At 64.2% G+C, this 22,917-nt stretch carries 18 protein-coding genes and 1 tRNA gene; 12 read left to right on the top strand and 7 right to left on the bottom strand.

The genetic code is table 11. The features are described 5' to 3' along the window. The first annotated feature begins 507 nt into the window (after positions 1 to 507). The 5 genes from OC450_RS27680 (at position 508) to OC450_RS27660 (ending at position 5,805) form a co-directional block, all read left to right on the top strand. A complete protein-coding gene (locus OC450_RS27680; RefSeq protein ID WP_256805428.1) occupies positions 508 to 957 on the top strand; it encodes an SRPBCC family protein in 450 nt (149 codons plus the stop codon). 289 nt (positions 958 to 1,246) lie between these two features. After that, complete coding sequence (locus OC450_RS27675) at positions 1,247 to 2,962, top strand: PQQ-dependent dehydrogenase, methanol/ethanol family (RefSeq protein ID WP_262049024.1); 1,716 nt, start codon at positions 1,247 to 1,249, stop codon at positions 2,960 to 2,962. A 73-nt stretch (positions 2,963 to 3,035) separates the two neighbouring features. Beyond that, entirely contained in the window at positions 3,036 to 4,217 is a 1,182-nt protein-coding gene (locus OC450_RS27670; protein ID WP_211387241.1) for a c-type cytochrome, read from the top strand. Between the two features lie 134 nt (positions 4,218 to 4,351). Continuing rightward, entirely contained in the window at positions 4,352 to 5,038 is a 687-nt protein-coding gene (locus OC450_RS27665) for a response regulator (RefSeq protein ID WP_211387242.1), read from the top strand. A 68-nt stretch (positions 5,039 to 5,106) separates the two neighbouring features. Further along, complete coding sequence (locus OC450_RS27660; protein WP_211387243.1) at positions 5,107 to 5,805, top strand: response regulator; 699 nt, start codon at positions 5,107 to 5,109, stop codon at positions 5,803 to 5,805. A gap of 9 nt (positions 5,806 to 5,814) precedes the next feature. Here the strand turns inward: OC450_RS27660 and OC450_RS27655 are convergent, their stop codons facing one another. Continuing rightward, positions 5,815 to 7,173, bottom strand: a complete 1,359-nt coding sequence (locus tag OC450_RS27655) for a hybrid sensor histidine kinase/response regulator (protein ID WP_211387244.1) — start codon at positions 7,171 to 7,173, stop codon at positions 5,815 to 5,817. Then, on the bottom strand, positions 7,170 to 8,333 hold the full coding sequence (locus OC450_RS27650) for an FIST N-terminal domain-containing protein (protein ID WP_211387245.1): 1,164 nt from the start codon (positions 8,331 to 8,333) through the stop codon (positions 7,170 to 7,172). The genes OC450_RS27655 and OC450_RS27650 overlap by 4 nt, the downstream gene beginning before the upstream one ends. 251 nt (positions 8,334 to 8,584) lie before the next feature. Between OC450_RS27650 and OC450_RS27645 the strand changes: the two genes are divergently transcribed. Both OC450_RS27645 and OC450_RS27640 read left to right on the top strand, forming a co-directional pair. Then, positions 8,585 to 10,624, top strand: coding sequence for a methyl-accepting chemotaxis protein (locus tag OC450_RS27645; RefSeq protein ID WP_262049023.1), 2,040 nt, complete (start codon positions 8,585 to 8,587; stop codon positions 10,622 to 10,624). 198 nt (positions 10,625 to 10,822) lie between these two features. Continuing rightward, a complete protein-coding gene (locus OC450_RS27640; RefSeq protein WP_262049022.1) occupies positions 10,823 to 12,856 on the top strand; it encodes a methyl-accepting chemotaxis protein in 2,034 nt (677 codons plus the stop codon). Between the two features lie 61 nt (positions 12,857 to 12,917). On the opposite strand, the gene OC450_RS27635 is transcribed toward OC450_RS27640, so the two are convergent. Beyond that, positions 12,918 to 13,301: a DUF3175 domain-containing protein gene (locus OC450_RS27635; RefSeq protein ID WP_262049021.1), complete on the bottom strand. Its 384-nt coding sequence runs from the start codon at positions 13,299 to 13,301 to the stop codon at positions 12,918 to 12,920. A 181-nt stretch (positions 13,302 to 13,482) separates the two neighbouring features. Here OC450_RS27635 and OC450_RS27630 point away from each other — a divergent pair, with 181 nt between their 5' ends. The 3 genes from OC450_RS27630 to OC450_RS27620 all read left to right on the top strand — a co-directional run bounded on the left by OC450_RS27630 (position 13,483) and on the right by OC450_RS27620 (position 17,495). Further along, positions 13,483 to 14,970 (top strand): MFS transporter, encoded by a 1,488-nt coding sequence (locus OC450_RS27630; RefSeq protein ID WP_211386088.1) that lies wholly within the window; start codon positions 13,483 to 13,485, stop codon positions 14,968 to 14,970. 3 nt (positions 14,971 to 14,973) lie between these two features. Next, positions 14,974 to 15,795, top strand: a complete 822-nt coding sequence (gene otsB, locus OC450_RS27625; protein WP_211386089.1) for a trehalose-phosphatase — start codon at positions 14,974 to 14,976, stop codon at positions 15,793 to 15,795. Positions 15,796 to 16,031: 236 nt separating this feature from the next. After that, positions 16,032 to 17,495, top strand: coding sequence for a trehalose-6-phosphate synthase (locus OC450_RS27620; protein ID WP_262049047.1), 1,464 nt, complete (start codon positions 16,032 to 16,034; stop codon positions 17,493 to 17,495). A 51-nt stretch (positions 17,496 to 17,546) separates the two neighbouring features. Here OC450_RS27620 and OC450_RS27615 read toward each other — a convergent pair whose 3' ends face one another. Then, positions 17,547 to 17,888 (bottom strand): hypothetical protein, encoded by a 342-nt coding sequence (locus OC450_RS27615; RefSeq protein ID WP_211386090.1) that lies wholly within the window; start codon positions 17,886 to 17,888, stop codon positions 17,547 to 17,549. Positions 17,889 to 18,084: 196 nt separating this feature from the next. Here OC450_RS27615 and OC450_RS27610 point away from each other — a divergent pair. Beyond that, positions 18,085 to 18,174 (top strand) — tRNA-Ser (locus OC450_RS27610). Here OC450_RS27610 and OC450_RS27605 read toward each other — a convergent pair. Continuing rightward, the gene (locus OC450_RS27605) at positions 18,175 to 19,134 is read right to left on the bottom strand and encodes a LysR family transcriptional regulator (protein WP_211386091.1); all 960 of its coding nucleotides are present in this window, start codon (positions 19,132 to 19,134) and stop codon (positions 18,175 to 18,177) included. A 98-nt stretch (positions 19,135 to 19,232) separates the two neighbouring features. Between OC450_RS27605 and OC450_RS27600 the strand changes: the two genes are divergently transcribed. Further along, positions 19,233 to 20,414 (top strand): MFS transporter, encoded by a 1,182-nt coding sequence (locus OC450_RS27600; RefSeq protein WP_262049020.1) that lies wholly within the window; start codon positions 19,233 to 19,235, stop codon positions 20,412 to 20,414. A 26-nt stretch (positions 20,415 to 20,440) separates the two neighbouring features. On the opposite strand, the gene OC450_RS27595 is transcribed toward OC450_RS27600, so the two are convergent. Both OC450_RS27595 and OC450_RS27590 read right to left on the bottom strand, forming a co-directional pair. Beyond that, the gene (locus OC450_RS27595; RefSeq protein WP_262049019.1) at positions 20,441 to 22,051 is read right to left on the bottom strand and encodes an amidohydrolase family protein; all 1,611 of its coding nucleotides are present in this window, start codon (positions 22,049 to 22,051) and stop codon (positions 20,441 to 20,443) included. Further along, positions 22,048 to 22,866, bottom strand: coding sequence for a uracil-DNA glycosylase (locus OC450_RS27590; RefSeq protein WP_262049018.1), 819 nt, complete (start codon positions 22,864 to 22,866; stop codon positions 22,048 to 22,050). The genes OC450_RS27595 and OC450_RS27590 overlap by 4 nt, the downstream gene beginning before the upstream one ends. Between the last annotated feature and the right edge of the window lie 51 nt (positions 22,867 to 22,917).

The raw sequence follows: 22,917 nt of genomic DNA, 5'->3' as shown, positions 1-22,917 counted from the left end.
CTAATTAGAGACAGCGCAACGGAACTTTGCAACTGGGATTTTGGTCGCGAGCGTCATGGAAAGGTCATTGCGACGACTGCCAAAGCGTCGTGCTTCGGCAAAACTGTTCCGTGGCGCCGCCAAAGGGTGGCGCGACCTGAGAAGAAATTCGTGTCTTGTCTGCGGCAGCGTTGTCTCGCGCCATCATGCGAGACCATTCGCCCTCGGCGCCAAGCCCGCCGCGTGTCGTTTCTCCCTGAAGAAAGCATTCGTTGTTGGCAGCAATAGGAGCACGGCCCGACGGCTTTGTAATCGCGATCTTCGTAGTAGGGGATCGCCAGGCTAAGTCGTTGATTTCGCTTGTTGAGACGTCTGCGTGCCGGGTGGCCGGCGGCCTTCGGCGCGTCACTCGACGCAGCACTTGGAGGCGCTTCGGCGGTCCACGCTGCGCCTAGTACTTCCTGGCGATTGTCTGTCGCGCTGAACCAACCTAACCGAGTACGCAAACAACGGTGGAGGGTGGAAACGATGCGGATGAACGATAGCCAGCGCATTCCGGCTTCGAAGGCGACGGTATGGGCCGCACTGAATGATCCCGACATTCTCAAGCGCTGCATTCCCGGCTGCCAATCGCTCGAGATGGTTTCTCCGACCGAGATGAGCGCGACCGTCGTGCTGAAGGTCGGTCCGGTCAAGGCAACCTTCAACGGCAAGGTGACATTGACGGATATCGATGCGCCGAGCAGCTATCGCATCATCGGGGAAGGCGCGGGCGGCGTCGCGGGTTTTGCCAAGGGCGCCGCCAAGGTCAGGCTCGAAGAGGAGTCGCCCGATATCACCGTTCTCCACTATGAGACGGAGGCGCAGATCGGCGGAAAGCTCGCGCAACTCGGCTCGCGACTGATCGACTCGACGTCCAGGAAGCTCGCCGCAAGCTTCTTCGAAAATTTTGCCGGTATCGTCGCTCCCTCCGCCTGATTCGACGAGCGGCCCGTCGCGTTATGCTCGACGGAAAAATGGGATTGCGGCGCAACTCCGCCGCGGTTCGATTGCGCGTTTCGAGCCGCGGTCATCCGGCAAGAGGCGAGCGACGACAACGACATGCGCCGGACAATATGGCGATGATTTGCACTACTACCTTCCGCCTATACTAAGCGCGCAAGCGCGATGCTGTAATTTTCCCCGATGGCTCGCAGGCGAACTGCGCATCACAAGCACAAAGCGCATCAGCGCCCAACGTGGCGCAACACAACATCGCGGAGGGAATATGTCCTTAGGCACCAAGGGATTCTTGGCTGGCATTTCGATGATCGCCATGCTGGCGGCCGGCACCATCGGCGTTCGCGCCAACGATTCACTGATCAAGGCACAAGCCGACGCCAATCAATGGGCGGTTGCGGGACACGACTACGCCAACACCCGCTTCAGTTCGCTCAACCAGATCAACACCGAGAACGCCGGCAAGCTGTCGCTCGCCTATTCGTTCTCGCTGGCGTCGCTGCGCTCGAACGAATCCTCGCCGCTCGTCATCGGCAACACGCTCTACGTCTCGACCTCGTGGGGGCCGAAATACGTCTATGCGCTCGATGCCGCGACCGGCGCGCGCAAATGGACGTACGAGCCGGAGATACCGGACGACGTGCTGCAACACGCCTGCTGTGACGTGAACAATCGCGGCGTCTCGTATGCCGACGGCAAGATTTTCGTCGGGCGGCTCGACGGCAAGCTGACGGCGCTCGATGCGGCCACCGGCAAGGCGCTGTGGACGACGAAGGTGGTCGACTACAAGCAGGGCTCGGTCATCACCTCGCCGCCGCTGGTGGTGCGCGATAAGGTCATCACCGGCTTCGGCGGCGGCGAGTACGGCGTGCGCGGCGCGCTGCTGGCCTTCGACATCAACACCGGAAAGCAGCTCTGGGAGACGCACACGGTGCCTGCGCCGGACGAACCCGGCGGCGACACCTGGAAGGGCGATTCCGCCCAGCATGGCGGCGGCGCCGCGTGGCTGGTCGGCTCCTACGACGGCAAGACCGACACGGTCTATTGGGGCACCAGCAATCCCGGCCCGTGGAACACGGCGGTGCGCTCGACCGGCGACGGCAATTTCGGCAAGCTCACCAACCTCTACACGGCCTCGACGCTGGCGCTCGATCCGAACACCGGCAAGATCAAGTGGCATTTCCAGACCACGCCGGCCGATGCCTGGGACTATGACGGCGTCAACGAGGCCATTCTCGCCGATCTCAAGATCGGCGGCAGCACCGTTCCGGCGTTGATGAAGGCGGATCGCAACGGCTTCTTCTTTGTTGCCAACCGCGAGACCGGCAAGGTGCTCTCGGCAGAGAAATACGTCTTCGCCAACTGGGCGGAGAAGTTCGACCTCGCTACCATGCGCGCGGTCGAGGATCCCGACAAGCGTCCGGGGCCAGGCCATCCCGCCAAGGACATCTGTCCCAACCTCATCGGCGGCAAGAACTGGCAGCCGATGTCGTTCAACCCGCAGACCGGCCTCGTCTACATCCCGTCCAACAACGTGTGCATGGACTGGTCGGTCGGCGAAGTCTCCTACAAGCGCGGCGTGTTCTATCTCGGTGCCGAATTCCCGACCAAGGAAGGTCCGGGCGGCTTCCTCGGCGAGCTCGTGGCATGGGATCCCGTAAACCAGAAGAAGGTCTGGTCAATCAAGGAAGACCTGCCGTTCAACGGCGGCACGCTGAGCACCGGCGGAGGCCTCGTCTTTGCGGGCAACATCCGTGGCGACTTCCGCGCCATCGATGCCAAGTTAGGCAAGGTGCTCTGGACCAAGAACCTCGGTTCCGGCATCGGCGCCGGTCCCGTGACCTACATGGTCGATGGCAAGCAATACGTCGCCATCGTTGTCGGCCGGACCGCTGCTCTCCCGGCGTTCCTGGGCGACGTTGGAAAGAAGATGACGGCCGCGGCTCCTGAGGGCGGGTCGCTCTTCGTGTTCTCCGTCCAGTGACCACTCGCGCGCGTATCCTCGGTGACGGGATACGCGCGCGCTCTTTTCGATCTTAATCGACCGGAGATTGAGCATGCGTTCAGACCCATTAGGCATTGGCAGGCGAATTGATCGCCGGCATCGCACGATCCTTGTGTGCGCCGCGATTGCGGCGTCGATCGCAGCGGTGCCAGGCCGCGCAGACCAACCGCAGCCGTTCCGCCTCTGCGCCGACCCGACCAATCTTCCATTTTCCAGCGACAGTCCGTCGCAACCGGGCTTCTATGTCGAGATCGGCCAGGCGCTGGCGCAGGCGCTGGGCCAGCCGATCGCCTATGATTGGTACAAGTCCTATTTCGGCAAGCGCACGGTACGTGTCACGCTGCTCGGCAAGCAGTGTGACGCCATGATCGGCCTGCCGCGCTCCGACGATTTCATGGGGCCGGCGGTGATCTTCTCCAGCGCCATTGCGAAGGAAGGGTATGCCCTGGTCACGGCCAGGGACCGCGCGGTCGGCGGTGTCGAGGATCTCCGCGGCAAACGCGTCGCCGTGCAGTTTGCCAGCACGCCGCAAAATCTCCTGGCGAGCCGTGACGATATCCAGAAGGTCACGGTGCTGTCGCCCGAGGAAGGCATGAAGGCCCTCGATGCGGGCAAGGCCGACGTTGCCTTCATCTGGGGCCCGGTCGCCGGCTGGCTGAACAAGACTGTCTATCAGGACCGATACCGGATCCAGGTCACTGAAGGCGAAGGCCTTTCCTGGGACGCCGCTATCGGCTTCGCCAGGACGTCAAGCGAACTGCGCGACCGCGTCGACGCCGTCCTGCCGCAGCTTGCGCGCGCCATCACCGAGCTCTCGGTCAAGTATGGCCTGCCGGCCGGCCAACCCGTTCACTTCAGCGCGGCGAGGGCTGAGCCGCCGGGTGTCACGACCGGGGCCGCAGCGAGCGTAGCGCAGGTTGCGAATGTGGTGGCGACCGAGACCAAGGGAGACGCCTTGCCTCAAAGCGCCGAGGCGGTCAGCACCGGCAAGGAAATCTTCAACGGCACCTGCGCCCACTGTCATGGTCCCGACGCGATCCAGAGCGAGCGCAAGATCGATTTGCGGCTCCTGCGCCATCGCTATGGCGACGACATGCGCGCGACGTATTTGAAGACCGTGCATGAGGGACGGCCGGCCAAGGGCATGCCGGCCTGGAAAGAGGTCTTCACGGATGAGCAGTTCGAGAGCATTTATTCATTCCTGGCGACCGTTCAGGTCGAGTCGAACGATTGACGAGCTCGACCGTACGGGAGCGGATAGATGTGCTAGCGTCCGTCCCGCGTCGCCTCGGTGCCGGTCAAGATCCTGAGGCGTGCGCCCATTTCGCGCTCAGAGTGGGCGCCGCGCTGGAGTTCCGGGAAGGCGCCATGACCAGCTTCCTGATCATCGACGATCATCCGCTGTTTCGCGAGGCGCTCGGCAATGCCGTTCGTCTGGCGCTTCCCGAGGCGCATATCTTCGAGGCCGTGTCGATCGAGGATGCCCTGCATGTCCTTGCTGGCGAGCAGGGCATCGATCTCGCGCTGCTCGACCTCTCGCTGCCTGATGCGACCGGGTTTTCGGGCTTCCTCCGGCTGCGCGAGACCCATCCGCGACTGCCCGTTGCAATCGTCTCGAGCGAGGAGGACCAACACGTGGTGCGAGAGGCGTTGGCCTTGGGGGCGGCCGGCTATCTTCCCAAGTCGACGTCGAAGCGCGAGCTGGCGCAATCGATCGAGGGCGTGCTCAGCGGTTCCGTTTCCGTGCCGAAGGACTTCGTCGCGACGCCCGAGCGCAGCAAGGAAGCGAGCGCCAGGGCGCTGCAGGTCAAGCTTCGCGAACTCACGCCGCAGCAGCTTCGCGTGCTGGATCTGCTTCGCCGCGGCTATCCGAACCGGCAGATCGCCCATGAGCTCCAACTCGCGGAATCGACCGTGAAGGCACATATCACCGAGATCCTGCGCAAGCTTGGTCTCTTCAGCCGCAATAAGGCGGTTATCGAGATCGGCAAGCTCGAATTGCCTGATCCGAAGAGCAGGCTCAATGCGCGGGCCGATCGCGGCAGGCCGCAATGAAATCCGGTCCGGTCCGGCCCGAAAATGCGTTATGTTTGGCGACTGAACGTGACAACGGCTCGAACGCGATGCGATTTCTGATCGTTGAAGACCATCCGCTGTTTCGCGAGGCGCTGGAGAGCGCACTGCAAATGGCGACGCCCGGGGCGGAGATCCTGCAAGCCACCTCGATCGACGGTGCACTTGACCTGTTGTCGTCGACTGAAAGCGTCGATCTCATTCTGCTTGACCTCTCGATGCCGGGGACGACCGGTCTGTCGGGCATCATCCGGATCCGCAAGGCCTTCCCGCGGATTCCGGTCATCATCGTGTCGGGGTACAAGGATACGCAAATCATCGGCAACGCCCTGTCGCTCGGTGTTTCCGGCTACATCCTCAAGTCCGCATCCAAGCAGGAGCTTGCGCAATCGATCGGCGAGGTGTTGCGCGGCGCGGTCTGTGTTCCGGCGGCCTATCGCACGCAGACGCGTCCGCTACGGTCTACCAGCCCGACCCGTGACCTGCTGAAACGATTGCACGATCTCACGCCGCAGCAATTACGGGTCCTCGAGATGCTCAAGCGTGGTTTGCAGAACAAGCAGATAGCGTATGAGCTGAACATCTCCGAGACCACGGTCAAGGTTCATGTCTCCGAGATCCTGCGCAAATTGAACGTGCTCAGCCGAACCAAGGCGATCGTCGAGATGTCGAGGATCGATTTTACGTCGCTGATAAGCCCCGGCGCCGAAGCCAGGCACGCGCGCGCGAAGCCGGATTCCAAGGGCTGAACGGCCGGATCAGGTCAGCAGGAACGACAGCAGCGCGCGCATCTCGGCTGGCTTGACCGGCTTCTTCAAGACTTCGAGCCCGCAAAGGCTCGCCTCCTTGGCCGCTTTCTCGGAATAGTCGGCCGTGATGATCATCGCGGGCACGTCCAGCTTGAGCTGCCGACGGATATTTTCCACGACCGACAGCCCGCTCTCGCCATGATCGAGATGGAGATCCGCGATGATCGTGTCGGGCGCGCCGCCGAGCTCGCTCAGACGCTGCACGGCCTCTGCGCCGGAGCGCGTTGTCGCGACGTCGCAACCCCATCCTTCCAGCAGCGCTGCCATGGCCGCCGAGCCCGACGCATCGTTCTCGATCAGCAAGATTTTTGCCCCTCCCATCCCGCCGTACTGGAGATCCGCCGGCCTGACCTCGCGCGCGTCGTCACTGACGTCGGCGCGATCCGCCTGCTCCAGCTCCAGGACGAATGTCGATCCGTGTCCGATCTGCGACGAGAGTCGTACGTCGTGGCCGAGCACCGTGGCGAAGCGACGAACGATTGACAGGCCGAGCCCGAAGCCGGCCTGGTCGATGGCATTGGCCTCGCCGCGCTGGAACTCGCGGAAGATCGCTTCCTGTTGCGCATGGGCGATGCCAGGCCCGGAGTCGGTCACCTGTATGCAGACGCGACCGCCCCGCCGCCGGCATCCCATGATGACACCGCCGGTGCGCGTATAACGGATGGCGTTTGCCAGCAGGTTTTGCAGGATTCGCCTCAGCATCATTGCGTCGGACGATACTGCAAGCAAGGAAGGACGAATGCGCAGTGAGAGACCTTGCCGCGAGGCGATCGGCTCGAATTCGTTGCGCAGCTGCGTGAACAGCGGCGCGACGGCGATCGGCCGCACGTCGGGCTTCAGCGCGCCGGCATCGAGCTTCGCGATTTCAAGGAGCGAGCGCAACAGGTCTTCCAGCGTCATCAGCGAGCGGTCGACCTGGTCGACGAGCAGGGCGCCATCCTGCGACTCCATCATTTCGGCAAGCGCCGACAGCGTCAGCCGCGCTGCGTTCAGGGGCTGGAGCAGGTCGTGCGTCACCGAGATCAGAACCGACGATTTCAGCGAACTGGCGGCCTCGGCCTGTTGCTTGGCGCGGTAGAGCCCTTCATTGGCCCGTTCGACGGAGTGCAGCGCATCCCGCAATTGCTGGGTACGGTCGCGCACCTGGTGGTCGAGCGCGATCGCGGTCTCGAACAGCGAGAAGGCGTTGAGCTGCTGATCCATCGAGCGCTCAACGCGGGACATCAACGCGGCGTTGATCTTCTTCAGCTTCGCGGCCTCTCGCCGCAGCTGCTCGACCGTTTCCGGATCCTGCCAGACCTCGGTCACGTCCGCCGCCTGCCGATGGCGACGCCGGTGAAGGTCTGGTTCACGTGCATCGAGCCGAACTGTTCGCCGTAGGTGTGAAAACCGATGACGCGATTGTCCCGATAGAGCTCCGACATGTCGCGGGCGAGTTGATGCTGCTCTGCGTCGAGCCTGCGCAGCAGGCATTCGAACCCAATATAGAGAGAGACATCGCCGATCTGATCGCGGGTTTCCGCAAAGAGGTCGCGGGTCGCCCCGACCAGGCTCCGCGAGGTCGCGGCCGTCAAGACCATGCCTTCGTCGATCGCGCAGAAGAAATGCAGGGAGCCGTCGGGCTCGACGCGCTGGATCGACCGTGCGTAATAGGAGCCGCCGACGCGGACCAGCACCGGATGGGACGCGAAGGAGAACGGGTCGAGCTTGGCATCCATGATGCCGACCATGCGCGAATATTCCTCGGCCGCCGGCTCCGCGTTCAACTCCCTGACCGTACGATTTTCGACGTCGGCTTCTGTCACCACCATCTTCTGCGATCGCGGCTCGAAGTTGTCGCACTTGAAGACGCGGAACGGCAGCGTGGTGTTGAGAAGGATCAGGAGGGCGGCATTGGTGTGGGCCTTGCCGTCGAAGAACACCCAGGTCTTCTCGAAGCGCATTCCGTCGCCTGCCGACCCTCCGACGATCGGAATGTCGTCCAGCGAGGCATAGATGGCGGACATGACGGCTTCTTCCCGGCGGCAAAGGCCGTCGATCAGCACCAGCCCGAAGGAGCTGCCGCCATCGACCTCCGACGAGATACGCAATTCCTGCCGCAGCTCTGCGCCGGCCCTGCGGCCGTCCTCGACGCGGAAATTCTGAAGATTGAGAATCGGCCGGGCCGCCGCGCTGAAATCCTCGCGGCTGAAGGCGAGGGCCACGACGCTGTTCTCATCCCAACCGTCGGGCGCAAGCTCGCCCGCCGTGGTGCAGCCGCAGATCAGGATCTCTGCAAAATGTGCGGTGATCTCGGCGATGAAGTGGTGGGGGTCGTAATGCGGGGATAGGAAGACCAGGATGAGCGCGGTGTCGTCGGACGGAATCTGGCCCGCGAGCTCGGCCACCGCCTGTTCCACGGTCGACGCCTTCGACTTCGCAACGGCAACGCCGGAGGAATTGCCAAACCGAAAATCGGTTTGTCCCACTCGGTAGCTCCCTCTCTGGATAGGCTTGGTCTGGCGCCAAGTATCGGAAGAGTAGGGCCTTTCCAGCGCGGCCGCAACACATGCCGGGCCGGGCTGCGGCGAGCTGCAGGGCGCGGCGGCGATCCCGGCCAACCCCGTGATTGCGGGCCTGACGAATTTACCGCCCTTTATCCATTGTGCCCTAGTTTTGCGCATGCGGGTCTGGGGGCGGGGCGCCTCCGGAACGCGGCTGAATATAAATGGGGGTGGGAATGTCCGGGCGTACCGCGTCGCCGTCGAAGCGAACAATATTTCCGACCCTCAGGTTCCGCGCCAAGATCATCCTCGGCTTTGCTGCGGTGCTGGTGATCTCCGCCGGCAGCATGGCCTTCTCTTATTTCGGCTTCGAGCGGGTCTCGTTCGGGGTCGGGTCCTACCGCAGCAGCGTTACCGAGGCCGATCTCGCCCGCAACATCGACCGTGAGCTGCTCGCCTACCGCTCGGCCGTGAAGTATTTCGTCGTCACCGGCAAGGAGGACGACGCCAAGGCGGCGCTGGACGCCGAGACCGGCCTGAGGAACGCCATCGACAAGGCGGTCAAGAGCGCCAAGAAGCCGGCGCGGCAGGAGAGCCTGGGCAAGCTCGCCAAGGAGTTCTCCAACTTCTCGGCGACTTTCGCAAAAGTCCTCCAGGCCAAGCGTGACAGCGCGCTGCTGGTGCAGAACCAGCTCATGCGCAACGCCAACCTGCTGAAGTACAAGCTCGACGACATCGGCAACAACGCCTCCGATTCCGAGGCGCAGGCGATCGAGTTCGGCACCAAGCAGGTCAATGCCCAATTCCAGACTGCGACCGCGGCCGCGACCAATTTCGTGCTGACGTCCGACCAGGCGATTGCGACCAGCGCGCTGGCGCGGCTGAAATTCGTCGAGAACTCCCTCGGCGCGGTCTATTCCATGGACGACAAGATCGTCGCCGGCCTGAAGGACGCCAAGGACCTCTTGGGAGCCTATCGCGAATCGCTGGAGAAGCTGATCGCCAACGCCAAGTTGGTCGACGAACTCGTCACCGAAATGAGCGGCTCGGCCGGCGCGATCCTGCAGGGCGCCACCGCCATGAAGGCGGACCTCGTCGCCGAGCAGCAGCGGCTGGATACCGAATCGGAATCCACCATCGGGAAGACCGAGCAACTGGTGCTGATGCTGGCCATCGGCGGCACGCTGCTCGGCGCGGTCCTCGCTTTCCTGCTCGGCACCGGCATCTCGCGTCCGATGATCGCGATGTGCAAGGCGATGCGCGAGCTTGCGTCGGGTAATTTCGACGTCGTGCTGCCGGGTCTCGGCCGCAAGGACGAGATCGGCGAGATGGCCGGCGCGGTCGAGGAGTTCAAGCTGCAAGCCGTGGCCAAGGCCGAACGCGACGCCGCCGTCAACGAGGCCCAGAACAAGGAAGCGAGCGCTGCCCGCCGTTCCGAGCTGATCCGCTTCGCCGACGATTTCGAGAGCGCGGTCGGCGCCATCGTCTCCAACGTCTCGGCGTCCGCCGTGCAGCTGGAATCGGCGGCCTCCACGCTGACCCGCACCGCCGAGACCACGCAAAGCCTGTCGAGCCAGGTCGCCGGGGTCTCCGAGCAGGCCTCCAGCAACATGCAATCGGTCGCGACCGCGACGGAAGAGCTTTCGGCCTCCGTCGAGGAGATCGGCCGCCAGGTCCGCGATTCCAGCCGTATCGCAGAGGCTGCGGTGGTGCAGGCCAAGGAGACCGATAGTCGTATCGGCAAGCTCTCGCATGCGGCCCAGCAGATCGGCGAAGTCGTCAAGCTGATCACCGCGATTGCCGAGCAGACCAATCTTCTGGCGCTCAACGCGACCATCGAGGCCGCACGCGCCGGAGACGCCGGTCGTGGCTTCGCAGTTGTCGCCAGCGAAGTGAAGTCGCTGGCGAGCCAGACGGCAAAGGCGACCGACGAAATCTCCTCGCACATCGCCGGCATGCAAGGCGCAACCGCCGAATCGGTCGCCGCGATCAAGGAGATCGGCGCGACCATCGGGCAGATCTCGTCGATCTCGACGTCCATCGCCAGCGCGGTGGAAGAGCAAGGCGCAGCGACGCAGGAAATCGCCCGCAGCGTCCAGACCGTCGCGCAGGGCACCCAGACTGCGGCCACCGATATCGGCGAGGTCAATCGCGGTGCGGCCGAGACCGGCTCGGCCTCGGAAGAAGTACTGAACTCGGCCAAGACGCTGTCGTCCGAAAGCACCCGCCTGCGCGCCGAACTCGATCGCTTCATGGGCAATATCAGGGCGGCGTAAGGGCTCCGCCGCGCGTTAGGATTCGATGTTGTCCCGGCGAAGACCGGGTCGACGGAAAAATCCGCGTCGCCTAACCGCCGGTTGCGGCGCCGCAAATTTACCGCGGCTTATCCTTTGCCCCGTAACGTGGCGAAGAGTCGGGAAGCGGGCTGCTTCCGGGCTGCGCCTGGTTTTCCGCGAATGGAATGGGGTGGGGGAATGCCCGTCAAGTCGAAGCCGAACACATCGAAGCTGCTCACCTTGCGTTTTCGTGCAAAAATCATCCTCGGCTTCGTGGCGGTGCTGGCCATCCTCGCCGTCAGCATGGCTTTCGCCTATTTCGGCTTCGAGCGGATTCAGGTCGCCGTGACCTCCTACCGCTCCAGCGTCGCCGAAGCGGACCTTGCGCGGACGGTCGATCGCGAGCTGATCGCTTACCAGGGGCTGGCGCGGGCCTACACGCTGACCGGTGCGGCGGACGATGAGACCGCGGCCAGGGGAGCCGAAGAGAATCTGAGGGCTGCGATCGCCAAGTCGGCGGCGGCCACCACGGGCGCCGCGCGCCGTGAGCAGGTCGGCAAGCTCGAGGCCGACTTCAAGAGCTTTACCAAGGTGTTCGGCGAAATCATCACGCTGACGCGCGATAACAGCAAGATCGCGGCTGATGAGCTCAACAGCGTCGGCAACAAGATCCGTTTCAAGTTCGACGATCTCGCCGATACCGCCGCACTGGCAGGGCTTGGATCCGTCCAAACCACGGCCAAGGACATCACATCGCAATACCTGGCGGTCTCCACATCGGTCAGCGCCTTCGTTGCCAAGCCGGAGCCGAAGACCGCCGACGGCGTGATCGCCCGCATCAAGTTCCTGGAGACCTTGCTGGTCTCGATCTATGCGAACGACCAGAAGATCACCGATCGCGTCACCGAAATCGGCAATCTGCTCAAGCAGTACCGCACCTCCTTTTCAAAGCTGACGGAGAACGTGAAGGTCATCGTCAAGCTGAACGGCGAGATGACCAAGACGGCCGCGTCCATTCTCAAGCTCTCGGGTGAACTGCGGTCGGAGCTCACGGCGGATCAGCAGCGCATCGAAGTCAGCGCCAATGCAACCATCGGCGAGACCGAGCGGCTGATGCTGATGATGGCACTGGGCGGCCTTGCCATCGGCGCCGTGCTGGCTCTGATGCTGGGCAACGGCATCTCGCGTCCGATGATCGCGATGTGCAAGGCGATGCGCGAGCTTGCGTCGGGCAATTTCGACGTCGTGCTGCCGGGCCTGGGGCGCAAGGACGAGATCGGCGAGATGGCCGGCGCAGTCGAGGAGTTCAAGGTGCAGGCCGTGGCCAAGGCGGAGCGCGACGCCGCCGCGAGCGAAGCCCAGAACAGGGAGCAGGCCGCAAGCCGCCGTTCCGAGCTGATCCGCTTTGCCGACGATTTCGAGAGCGCGGTCGGCGCCATCGTCTCCAACGTCTCGGCCTCAGCCGTGCAGCTCGAATCGGCGGCCTCGACGCTGACCCGCACCGCGGAGACCACGCAGAGCCTGTCGAGCCAGGTCGCCGGCGTCTCCGAGCAGGCCTCCAGCAACATGCAGTCGGTCGCGACCGCGACGGAAGAGCTCTCGGCCTCTGTCGAGGAGATCGGTCGCCAGGTCCGCGATTCCAGCCGCATCGCGGAAGCTGCCGTGGTGCAGGCCAAGGAGACCGATGGTCGCATCGGCAAGCTCTCGCATGCCGCCCAGCAGATCGGCGAAGTCGTCAAGCTCATCACGGCGATCGCAGAGCAGACCAATCTTCTCGCGCTCAATGCGACGATTGAGGCGGCGCGTGCGGGTGAGGCCGGCCGCGGCTTTGCCGTTGTCGCCAGCGAAGTGAAGTCGCTGGCGAGCCAGACTGCGAAGGCCACCGACGAAATCTCCTCTCACATCACCGGCATGCAAGGCGCAACTGCCGAATCGGTTGCGGCGATCAAGGAGATCGGCGCGACCATCGGCCAGATCTCGTCGATCTCGACATCGATTGCGAGCGCGGTCGAGCAGCAGGGCGCAGCGACGCAGGAAATCGCGCGCAGCGTCCAGACCGTCGCGCAGGGCACCCAGACCGCCGCCATCGACATCGGCCAGGTCAACCGCGGCGCGGCCGAGACCGGCTCGGCCTCGGAAGAAGTACTGAACTCGGCCAAGACGCTGTCGTCCGAAAGCACCCGCCTGCGCGCCGAGCTCGACCGGTTCATGGGAAATATCCGGGCGGCGTAACGCGCGCTCTCTCCAATGTCGTCCTGGATCAGCGCTCCGCTTGTCCAGGATGATTCGGGGCTCACTCCTTCCCGAACGCCCGCTTCAGCTCCACCTTCGCGCGCTCCAGCCGCGTGCGTTGCGTCTTCGGCAGCGTCTTGCCGGCGCGATTGATGTAGAAGGTCAGCATCGACAGCGCCGAGCGGTAGGCGCCGGTCCTGCGGCGCGCGCTGTGCTCGGCCGAGCGCATCAGTGAGGCCGCGATCCTCTTCGCGCTGGTCAGCTTGAACACGCCTTGCTTGAGGTCGAGGGCGTCGCTCTCCTTCGTCACGCGCTGCGACCAGCGCTTTGGCGTGGCGTGTTTGCTGCTCTTGCGCGCGACGCTGTGCCTTGTACTGGTCTTCCTGCGCGCGCTCCTGCGTGCTGCCGGTTTGCGGGAATGTGTCGTCTTTCTGACGTGAGCCATGCGTCAATTCCTTGTGGCTCCACCGGAAACGAGCCGTGCCAACGGCCGTTCCCATGGGAACCTGCCCTCGCCGCAGACGTTGTCGCAGGTGGCAGGCGGAATGCCGCACCCCCAGGATCGGATCGCCCCGTCCACGTCGTGTGAACCGGGGCCGCGTCCATTGGTCAGATGCAACAACGCGATGGAATTGCAGCGAAGTCCAGCGCCGAACTATGGACCTGTGGTCTCCACGGCGGCCGCGGCCGATCGCGTCATTGAGACCAGCATCCCCGCACGGCTCGATGCGCTGCCCTGGAGCGGCTTCCACACCCGCGTCGTGCTCGCGCTCGGCATCACCTGGATCTTGGACGGCCTCGAGGTGACGCTGGCCGGCGCGCTCTCCGGCGCGCTGAAGCAGAGCCCCTCGCTGCATTTCTCCAATCTCGATCTCGGAATTGCCAATTCGGCCTATCTCGCCGGGGCGGTGATCGGCGCGCTCGGCTTCGGCTGGCTCACCGATCGCATCGGCCGCAAGAAGCTGTTCTTCATCACGCTCGCGCTCTATCTCTCGGCAACGGCGGCGACCGCTCTGTCATGGGATGTCGCAAGCTACGCGCTGTTTCGCTTCCTCACCGGCGCCGGCATCGGCGGCGAATATACCGCGATCAATTCGACCATCCAGGAACTGGTGCCGGCGCGCTATCGCGGCTGGACTGATCTCGTCATCAACGGCAGTTTCTGGATCGGCGCGGCAATGGGTGCGGTGGCGGCCATCGTTCTGCTAGATCCTGCCGTGATCGACCCCGATTTCGGCTGGCGCCTCGCTTATCTCATCGGCGCAGCCATCGGGCTCGTCGTGCTGCTGATGCGCATGTGGATTCCGGAAAGTCCGCGCTGGCTGATGATCCACGGCCGTCCCGACCAGGCCCACGCCATCGTCGGCGAGATCGAGCGCTCGGTGATCGGACACGATCAGGACACGAGCGACGGGCGTTTCCCCAGGATGCGGCTGAGGATGCGCGATCACACGCCGATCCGCGAGGTCGTGCACACGCTGTTCTCGGTCTATCGCCAGCGCGCGATGGTCGGCCTGGTGCTGATGATCGCGCAGGCCTTCTTCTACAACGCCATCTTCTTCACCTTCGCGCTGGTGCTGACCGACTTCTACGGTATCCGCGCCGATCACGTCGGCTGGTATCTGCTGCCTTTCGCCGCCGGCAATTTCCTTGGCCCGCTGCTGCTCGGCCGTCTGTTCGATACGCTCGGCCGCCGTGCCATGATCATGTTCACCTACGGCGCGTCGGGCCTGCTGCTGGCGCTGTCGGGCTATCTGTTCTCGATCGGCGTCTTGAGTGCGCAGGGGCAGACCATCGCATGGATGGTGATCTTCTTCTTTGCCTCGCCCGCCGCGAGCGCCGCCTATCTCACCGTCAGCGAGACCTTTCCTTTGGAAGTCCGCGCGCTGGCGATCGCGGTGTTCTACGCGGTCGGTACCGGCATCGGCGGCGTCATCGGGCCGGCGCTGTTCGGCGCGCTGATCGACACCGGCTCCCGGACCAGCGTGTTCGCCGGCTATCTGCTGGGGGCGGCACTGATGGTCGCGGCTGCAATCGTGGCGTGGCGCTATGCCGTCTCTGCGGAGCGCAAATCGCTGGAAGAAATCGCGCGGCCGCTGGCGTCAATGGAGTAGACTATGAAATCGGAACTGGCTGAATTGGATCAAAAGCGCGCCATGGTCGACGATGAAGCGCCCGATGCGGTGCCGGTGCCTCACGCACTCGTGCCGCATCTCGATGAGACAGCGATCCTGCTCGACATCGACGGCACGCTGCTCGACCTGATGCCGACGCCGCGTGAGGTGTGGGTGCCGCCGGGCCTGTCGGAAACGCTCAAGCGACTGACGGAGCGCACCTCAGGCGCGCTGGCGATGGTCAGCGGCCGCTCGCTCAACGACATCGATTTGATCTTCGCGCCGGATGTCTTCCGCGCGGTCGCCGGCCACGGCGCGGAGATGCGCCTGTCGGGGGGCAACGAGGCCGACGACGTGCACGCGCCGCCGATGGACAAGGAATTGAAGCGACGGCTGGCCGCGGTCGCAAAACTCAGCCCCGGCATTCTTCTCGAGGACAAGGGCTATTCGCTGGCGCTGCATTATCGCCTCGCGCCGCACGCGGAGAAGGCGATCTACGAAGCCGTCTCGCTGATCCGCGCCGACCTGCCCAATGCGCCGATCGAGGTACTGCCCGGCAAGTTCGTTTGCGAGATCAAGCATTCCGGTTTCACCAAGGCGACCGGCGTGCGTGAATTGATGAAGCACGAACCTTTCAAGGGACGCCGTCCGATTTTCATCGGTGACGACGTCACCGACGAGACCGTGTTTGCGATCATGCCCGACATGAACGGGCTCGCCTTCTCGGTCGGCCGCCGCGCTATGGGTGTCAACGGGCACTTCGACGCGCCGAACGATGTGCGCGCGTTCCTCGCGCGGCTGCTCGACGACTCAAGGTTGGAATAAGGCACCGACATCCCGGAGCCACATTATCGCTCGCGCAGTTCCCTTGCGCGCGCAATTCACGTTGCGCACCAAAGCCTCGGAAGACGACTTTGTTCAGTGAAATCCCCGGGTTCCGTCGAGGTAAACCGGTTCCAACGCGCGTGCCCGATTTTGGTTTCATTCCGAAGAAATGATGACAGGAACCATATTGATGAACGGCAGTTAAATGGGGTGGAATGAACAGGAGGGGACGACCTGTGAACTTAGTCGTCGTTTCAAATCGAGTTGCGCGCGGGAAGCCAAACGAGCCCATGACGGGCGGTCTCGCTGCGGCCTTGTTGCCGGTGGTGGAACATTCGGGTGCGATCTGGGTGGGTTCGTCCGGCCGCGTGCGCGACGGCCATCAGAAGGAACCATTCGCCGAGATCGAATCGCTGGGTTCGGGCGCGATCGCGACGCTGGATCTGCCGGCGGCGCATTACGGCGGTTATTACGAAGGCTTTGCCAATTCGGCGCTGTGGCCGGCGCTGCATTCGCGCAGCGACCTGATCCACGTCTCTCGCGACGACTATGTCAGCTATCGCGAGGTCAACGCCTTCATGGCGCGCGCCTTGATGCGATTCCGAAAAGCACAAACCGCGTTCTGGGTGCAGGACTATCATTTCCTCGCGCTCGGTGCGGAGCTGCGCGATCTCGGCGTCGACGATCCTATCGGCTTCTTTCTGCACACGCCGTGGCCGGTCGCCGCGGTGATGCAGGGCGTGCCCAACCATCGCGAGTTGATCACGGCGATGCTGGCCTATGATCTGCTTGGCTTCCAGACCAATGAGGATTGCGAGAATTTCCTCGGCTATGTCGGCAGCGAGCTCGGCCTCGCCATCGAGGATGGGGTCGTCAGCTCGCAGCATGGCCGCACGCGCTGCGAAGTGTTCCCGATCGGCATCGATGCGGAGAAGTTCGCCGCATACGCCGCGAAATCGGTTTCGCATCCCGACGTTTCGCGGCTGCGCCGCAGCCTCAACGGCGAGCGGCTTGCCATCGGTGTCGACCGGCTCGACTATTCCAAGGGCCTCGTCAATCGCATCAGCGCGTTCGACCGGCTCTGGACCGAGCAGCCGCAATTCTTGCGCAGCATCTCGCTGCTCCAGATCGCCAACCCCTCCCGCGGTGCGATCGAGGCCTATGGCAATCTCCAGAACGAGGTCGCGCGCCTCGTCACCGACGTCAACGGCCGCCATGGCGAGGTGGACTGGACGCCGATCCGTTATTTGAACAAGGGCTTCAGCCAGGCCGTGCTCGCCGGCCTTTACCGCACCGCGCAGATCGGTGTGGTGACGCCGCTCCATGACGGCATGAATCTCGTCGCCAAGGAATACGTTGCAGCTCAGAATCCGGCCGATCCCGGCGTGCTGGTACTGTCGAAATTCGCCGGCGCAGCGAATGAGCTCGACACGGCACTGCTGGTCAATCCGCACGACATCGACGGCATGGCCCGCGCAATCGCCGTCGCAGCCGCAATGCCGCTGACCGAGCGCAAGATGCGCTGGGAAGCGATGATGAAGAAGCTGCGCGGCCACACCATCCAGCAATGGTCCGCCGATTTCGTCGCCGAGCTGGAGAAGTGCCGGACGGAAAAGGCGGCGGTGGCACCGCTCGCCGCCCAGCCGCCGCAAGCGCTGCGCTGGCTCAAGTCGGCGATCTCCGGCGTGCGGTTGATATAGGTCTTCTCCCTCGCCCCGTTCTTACGGGGAGAGGTGAAGGATGAGCGCGCCTCAATAGCAATACGACACCCCCTCCAGAATCGCGCACTGCCGCTTGTTCGGTGCGTTGGGATCGTCCAGCGGCACCACGCCCTTGCCCTGGCCGACGAACACGCCGGGCCCGACATGCACCGAGCTCTTGTTGCCGATGATCACGCTCTGGTGCGGCGTCGCGCTCGAACGCGTGCCGTCCGGCCAGAGGATGGCATCGCCTGAAAGCACCCCGCGCCGCCCGTCGTCGCAGCTGACGTCGAACCCTTGCCGGGTGCAGACCTGCCCGGCGGCCGGCACCGCGAAGGCTGTGGCAAGGGCCGAAATCAGGCTCAGCGCGGCGATGGTCTGGCGGAAGGTCATCGTGTCCCCGGTCGTGTTTGGAATCCTCAAGTGAATCGTCGCGCCAAACCTGCCGCCGGTTCAGTCTGCCGGCGGTTCCAGGCGCCAAGGTGACGCCCGATATTGCTTATAAAATACAACATCTTACGGAAAAATTGCCCGATTCCCCCGCGATCCCTTGCAAAATCGTCGGCGCCCCTTCAAGAGAGTGCGCTCCGGAGAGATGGCCGAGTGGCTTAAGGCGCACGCTTGGAAAGCGTGTGTGCGGGAAACCGTACCGTGGGTTCGAATCCCACTCTCTCCGCCATCAGCCTTGCCCCAACACCCTCCACCTCCCGTCCCCCGCGCGCTTCAGAACGGGATCGCTCACCCGCACATGCTCGGCCAGAAAATCGATGAACGCGCGCACGCGTGCCGGGAGCGGTGCGCTATGGCCGACATAGACGGCGTGGATGTCTTCGCGGTCGCCGGGGTTGTAGCCTTGCAACACCGGCACGAGGCGGCCGGCTTCGATGTCGGGGCCGATGTGGAAGAGGGCGAGGCGGGCGAGGCCGACGCCGCCGAGGGTGAGGCGGCGGGCGGCTTCGCCGTCGCTGGCGCGCGCGGCCGGCGGCGGCACGGCTTCTTCGGAATGGTCGCCGCGCTTGAATGGCCAGCCGCGGATCGAGCGCGGAAAGGTCCAGCCGATGCCGCGATGGTCGGCGAGATCCGCCGGCATCTTTGGTGTGCCGAAGCGTGCCAGATAATTCGGGGCGCCGACCACGACCATGCGGCTGGTGCCGAGCTTTCGCGCGACGAGGCGTGAGGCGCGCAAGGGTCCGACGCGAATCGCGACGTCGGCGCGCTCCTGCATCAGGTCGATCAGCGTATCGGTCAGAACGAGGTCGAGCGTGACGTCGGGATGCTGTTCGAGGAAGCGCGGGATTAGCGGCATCACATGCAGCATGCCGAAGGGAATGTTGCTGTTGACGGTGAGCCGGCCGCGCGGCGTGGCGCCGGATGCCGCCTCGCGCTCGGCTTCCTCCATCTCGGCGAGGATGCGTACGGCGCGCTGGTAGAAAGCCTGGCCCTCTTCCGTCAGCGTGAGCTTGCGCGTGGTGCGGTTGATCAGCCGGGAGCCGAGCCGCGCCTCCAGCCGCGAGATCAGCTTGCTCACGCCCGACGGTGTCAGGCGCAGTTTTCGCGCCGCCTGGGTGAACCCCCCGAGATCGACGACGCGGACGAAGACCTCCATCTCGGCGGAGCGGTTGGTATCGAAACGGGCCATGTTGAATTCACGTCACAAATGATTGGATTATGGGCATTCTAATGATTTTGAGTCGGCGCGGCTATCTGCGTGGTTGTTCCCTCGCATTGGAGCCACGCATGCCTCCCGCCGTCCTCGCCCTCACCGCCGGTGCCTTCGGCATCGGCACCACCGAATTCATCATCATGGGCCTGTTGCTCCAGGTCGCCGCCGACATGCATGTTTCGGTGCCGGTCGCGGGCCTGCTCATTTCCGGCTATGCGCTCGGCGTGTTCGTCGGCGCGCCGGTGCTGACGCTGGCGACGCGGCGGATTCCGCGGAAAACCGTGTTGCTCGGGCTGATGGCGATTTTTACGCTCGGCAATGCCGCCTGCGCGCTCGCACCGAACTATGAACTGCTGATGGCGGCGCGGGTGCTGACCTCGCTTGCCCATGGCACCTACTTCGGCGTCGGCTCGGTGGTGGCGACCAGCCTCGTCGCCGAGGACAAGCGGGCTTCGGCGATATCGACCATGTTCATCGGCCTGACGGTCGCAACGCTCCTGGGCGTCCCCTTCGGGGCCTGGTTCGGCCTGATGCTCGGCTGGCGCGCGGCGTTCTGGGCAGTGACGGTCATCGGCATGATTGCATTCGCGGTGGTCGCGGCGCTCGTGCCGGGTGATGTCGGCAATGGCGACAAGCCGATCTCGCTTGCCGAGGAAGTCGCGGTGCTCGGCCGTCCGCAGGTGCTGCTCGGGCTTGCCATGACCGTGTTCGGCTTTGCAGGCCTGTTCGTCGTCTTCACCTATATCCAGCCGATCCTGACGCGCTTTACCGGCTTTTCGGAAGCCGCGGTCTCGCCGATCCTGCTTGTGTTCGGCGTCGGGCTCGCGATCGGCAATGTCGCGGGCGGCAAATTCGCCGATCGCGGTCTTGCACGCGCCCTGATCGGCACGCTCGCGGCGCTCGCCATCGTGCTGCTTGGCCTCGCCGCCGTGTTGTCGGTCAAGATCGCCGCCATCGCTCTGATCCTGCTGCTCGGCATCGCGTCCTTTGCGACGGTCGCGCCGCTTCAGCTTCGCGTGCTGGAGGCGGCCGGCGCCAGCGGTCGCACGCTCGCCTCCAGCCTCAACATCGCAGCGTTCAATCTCGGCAACGCGCTCGGTGCCTGGGCCGGAGGAGTGGCCATCGATCGCGGGCTCGGCCTCTCCGCGCTGCCTCTGGTCGCAGCCGGCATCACGGCGATCGGCCTTCTGCTCGCGCTGTGGAGCCTCCAGCTCGACCGCAGGCACCCCGTCGTTGCGGCGTGTCCGGCGGAATAGGGGCGATGACGATCGGCGATCGCGGCCTAGTAGAACGCTGCGATTGCCTCGGCGATTCCCTGCGGCAAATTTGGCTCGCTCCTGAGCGTGTCGAGGAAGACGGCATCGCCTGATACCGTGAGGCCGTCCAGCTTGATCGGATGCAGCGGCTCGGCTGCTGCTGCCACCGCATGCAAATCGGGACCGGTCCGGATGCCGTTATATGCGAGCCGCGGGCGCAATTGAACGTTGTTGCCGAACTGCTCGTCCAGCGCGAGGCGCCACCCGGCCCGCGACACCCTCCCGTCGGCGATCGCCGCCGCCATGGCAACGCTGCGCGGCTGCAATGTGCCGAGACCGCCGAGCGCCGCGCGCAACCGGCTCGTCGCCTCCGCCAGCGTGACCCTTTCGATTCCCGGGTCCTGGTCGGGCGAGGTGAAGTCGATCAACCGGGCGCTGCTGCCGATCTTGAGCGCCTCGCCGCTTCCGCCCGCCAGCTGCATGGCCTTTTTCGTCCCAAAGCGCGGTCGTCCGCCGATCGTGACCACGACGATATCCTGCTCGCGCGATTTGATCAGATGATCGTAGGGATCGCCGGTGACGCCCTTCACGACCAGGAGGTCGGCGAACTTGCCCGTGGCGATCGTCCCTAACTTCGCATCCCACTTCAGGATCGTCGCCGGGTTGCGCGTCGCCATCGAGACGATGTCGTAGTCGCTGAAGCCGAGACCGAAATGCGCGGACACGACTTTCGCCGCTTTCAGCTCGCCCAGCAGGTTCTTGCTGCCGGATGGTGACCAGTCCGAGCCCAGCGCGATCGTCAGGCCGGCCGCGCGGGCGGCGGCGACGTCGGTCGTTTTCCCATAGAGCAGCAGATTGCTCAGAGGCGACCAGACGACCTTGGCGTGGTTTTCGGCCATCGTTCCGAAGTCGGTCGCATCGAGGGCCGTGCAATGAATGCCGGCCAGCGACGGCTCGATCGCCCAATCTCCCGCAGCATTGCGCAACGCGAGGAAATGGTTATGCGCCTTGGCATCGATGCCTTCGCTGAGATGGAGCAGGAAGCACGCCGACGATTTCAGCTCGTTGTCGAACTTCAGCCAATCCTCCGCATCGATGTCGGGGATCTTCGAGTGCGCTCGCGGAAGATCGGGAGGGCTGCCGATCTCGGCGGCGCGCAGTGCGCCCTTGTAGTATTTGTGGATCGTGCCGCTCCAGTTCGACAGCGTGATCCCCTGGCTCGTCGTCGTTCCCGCGACCAGGCATTTGGCTTCGACATAGCGCACCAGCGCCGGCAGCAGGGAGCCATCGTCGGCGAGGGCAATCGCGCTCATTGGGCCGGTCACCGACGTCTTGTACGATTTGGCGTTCTGCCATTGGTCGCGATTGCCGAAGAGCTGCGGCACGCGCCAGAGCGGCAGGATGTTGTAGCTCAAATGATTATGCAGCTCGATCAGGCCGGGATAGATGGTGCCGCCGGTCGCGACGGGATCGACGGCCTCGAAGCCTGCGGGAGCCGGCTGGCCCTTGGGCACGATCGCGGCGATCCGATTGTCCTCGATGAAGATCGTGCCGCTCTTGATGACGTCGCCCTCGGTGGCCATCGTCACGATCCGCCCGGTCAGCGCCCGTCGCATCGGGCTTGCGGCCGGGCTCATGGGATCACTCCGTCAGGAATGGTCATCGTGATCGTACGCCGCTTGGCTGCCGCATCCGCGCCCTGGCGCACGGCCCATGGCGTATCTCCGCGCATCCAGGCCGGCAGTCCCGCGGGAAGATCCTTTGCGATGATGTCGAACAGCTCGGTCGGCTTGAAGGCGTCGCCATAGGGCACGAGCGTCGTCGCCACGTCGGGATGCATGACCTGAGGCGCAAGAGCTGCGAGCGCGGCATTCCACTTGGTCAGCATGATCTTGGTGTTTGCAGCCCGCGTCGCATTATCGTGCGCGGAGCTTTCCGGCCACGTCGGGTGGGTGATGTGCTGATACGCAAGGGTCTTGTAGGCCGCGCCATCGGCAGTCTTGAGCCAGGCCTTCCAGGCCTCGTCGGCGAGGCCCCCGAGGGAGACGACGGCCTCGATGTTGCCCGGCCCGAGCACGGCCTTGAACCATTTGTTGCGATACGCGACGATGCCGGGCTCGTTCTTGTGCTTTGAACCGCCGCTCTGTCCGTAGACGCTGTACAGGAAGGTATTCACCATCACGTAGCTCTGCGTGATGCCGAGTTTCGCCAGGAAACCCTGTGTCCGCCGGCCCGCGGTGCCGACCAGAATTCTGCGCACGACCGTCTCGTGCTGGGCGGGATCCTGACCGACGACGAGGACGCGCGCCGTTCCGTCGAGACGGCCGCGGTGAAAGATCGGCCCCCATTCGATCCGGAAGTCGTGTGGATCGTAGGTCTCGGCGCCGGGATAGTCGGCACACAGATCGCGAAATGGTTGCTGGCCGTAGCCGCTGTCGAAATCCACGAGCATGGCAAATGCTCCAGTCTGTGGCTGTCAAAATAGCTGCGTCAAAAACGGATC

Origin of the sequence: Bradyrhizobium sp. Bra78 (genome assembly GCF_024519855.1) — a bacterium.
In the GTDB taxonomy this organism is placed as follows: Bacteria; Pseudomonadota; Alphaproteobacteria; order Rhizobiales; family Xanthobacteraceae; genus Bradyrhizobium; species Bradyrhizobium japonicum_G.
Note: the sequence above shows the minus strand (reverse complement) of the source record. Positions and strands in the feature narration are given on the sequence as shown.

Bases quoted from the DNA above. Each gene is read 5' to 3' on its own strand.
- OC450_RS27680 (WP_256805428.1), top strand. From the start codon at position 508: ATGCGGATGAACGATAGCCAGCGCATTCCGGCTTCGAAGGCGACGGTA.
- OC450_RS27675 (WP_262049024.1), top strand. From the start codon at position 1,247: ATGTCCTTAGGCACCAAGGGATTCTTGGCTGGCATTTCGATGATCGCC.
- OC450_RS27670 (WP_211387241.1), top strand. From the start codon at position 3,036: ATGCGTTCAGACCCATTAGGCATTGGCAGGCGAATTGATCGCCGGCAT.
- OC450_RS27665 (WP_211387242.1), top strand. From the start codon at position 4,352: ATGACCAGCTTCCTGATCATCGACGATCATCCGCTGTTTCGCGAGGCG.
- OC450_RS27660 (WP_211387243.1), top strand. From the start codon at position 5,107: ATGCGATTTCTGATCGTTGAAGACCATCCGCTGTTTCGCGAGGCGCTG.
- OC450_RS27645 (WP_262049023.1), top strand. From the start codon at position 8,585: ATGTCCGGGCGTACCGCGTCGCCGTCGAAGCGAACAATATTTCCGACC.
- OC450_RS27640 (WP_262049022.1), top strand. From the start codon at position 10,823: ATGCCCGTCAAGTCGAAGCCGAACACATCGAAGCTGCTCACCTTGCGT.
- OC450_RS27635 (WP_262049021.1), bottom strand. From the start codon at position 13,301: ATGGCTCACGTCAGAAAGACGACACATTCCCGCAAACCGGCAGCACGC.
- OC450_RS27630 (WP_211386088.1), top strand. From the start codon at position 13,483: ATGGAATTGCAGCGAAGTCCAGCGCCGAACTATGGACCTGTGGTCTCC.
- otsB (WP_211386089.1), top strand. From the start codon at position 14,974: ATGAAATCGGAACTGGCTGAATTGGATCAAAAGCGCGCCATGGTCGAC.
- OC450_RS27615 (WP_211386090.1), bottom strand. From the start codon at position 17,888: ATGACCTTCCGCCAGACCATCGCCGCGCTGAGCCTGATTTCGGCCCTT.
- OC450_RS27605 (WP_211386091.1), bottom strand. From the start codon at position 19,134: ATGGCCCGTTTCGATACCAACCGCTCCGCCGAGATGGAGGTCTTCGTC.
- OC450_RS27600 (WP_262049020.1), top strand. From the start codon at position 19,233: ATGCCTCCCGCCGTCCTCGCCCTCACCGCCGGTGCCTTCGGCATCGGC.
- OC450_RS27595 (WP_262049019.1), bottom strand. From the start codon at position 22,051: ATGAGCCCGGCCGCAAGCCCGATGCGACGGGCGCTGACCGGGCGGATC.
- OC450_RS27590 (WP_262049018.1), bottom strand. From the start codon at position 22,866: ATGCTCGTGGATTTCGACAGCGGCTACGGCCAGCAACCATTTCGCGAT.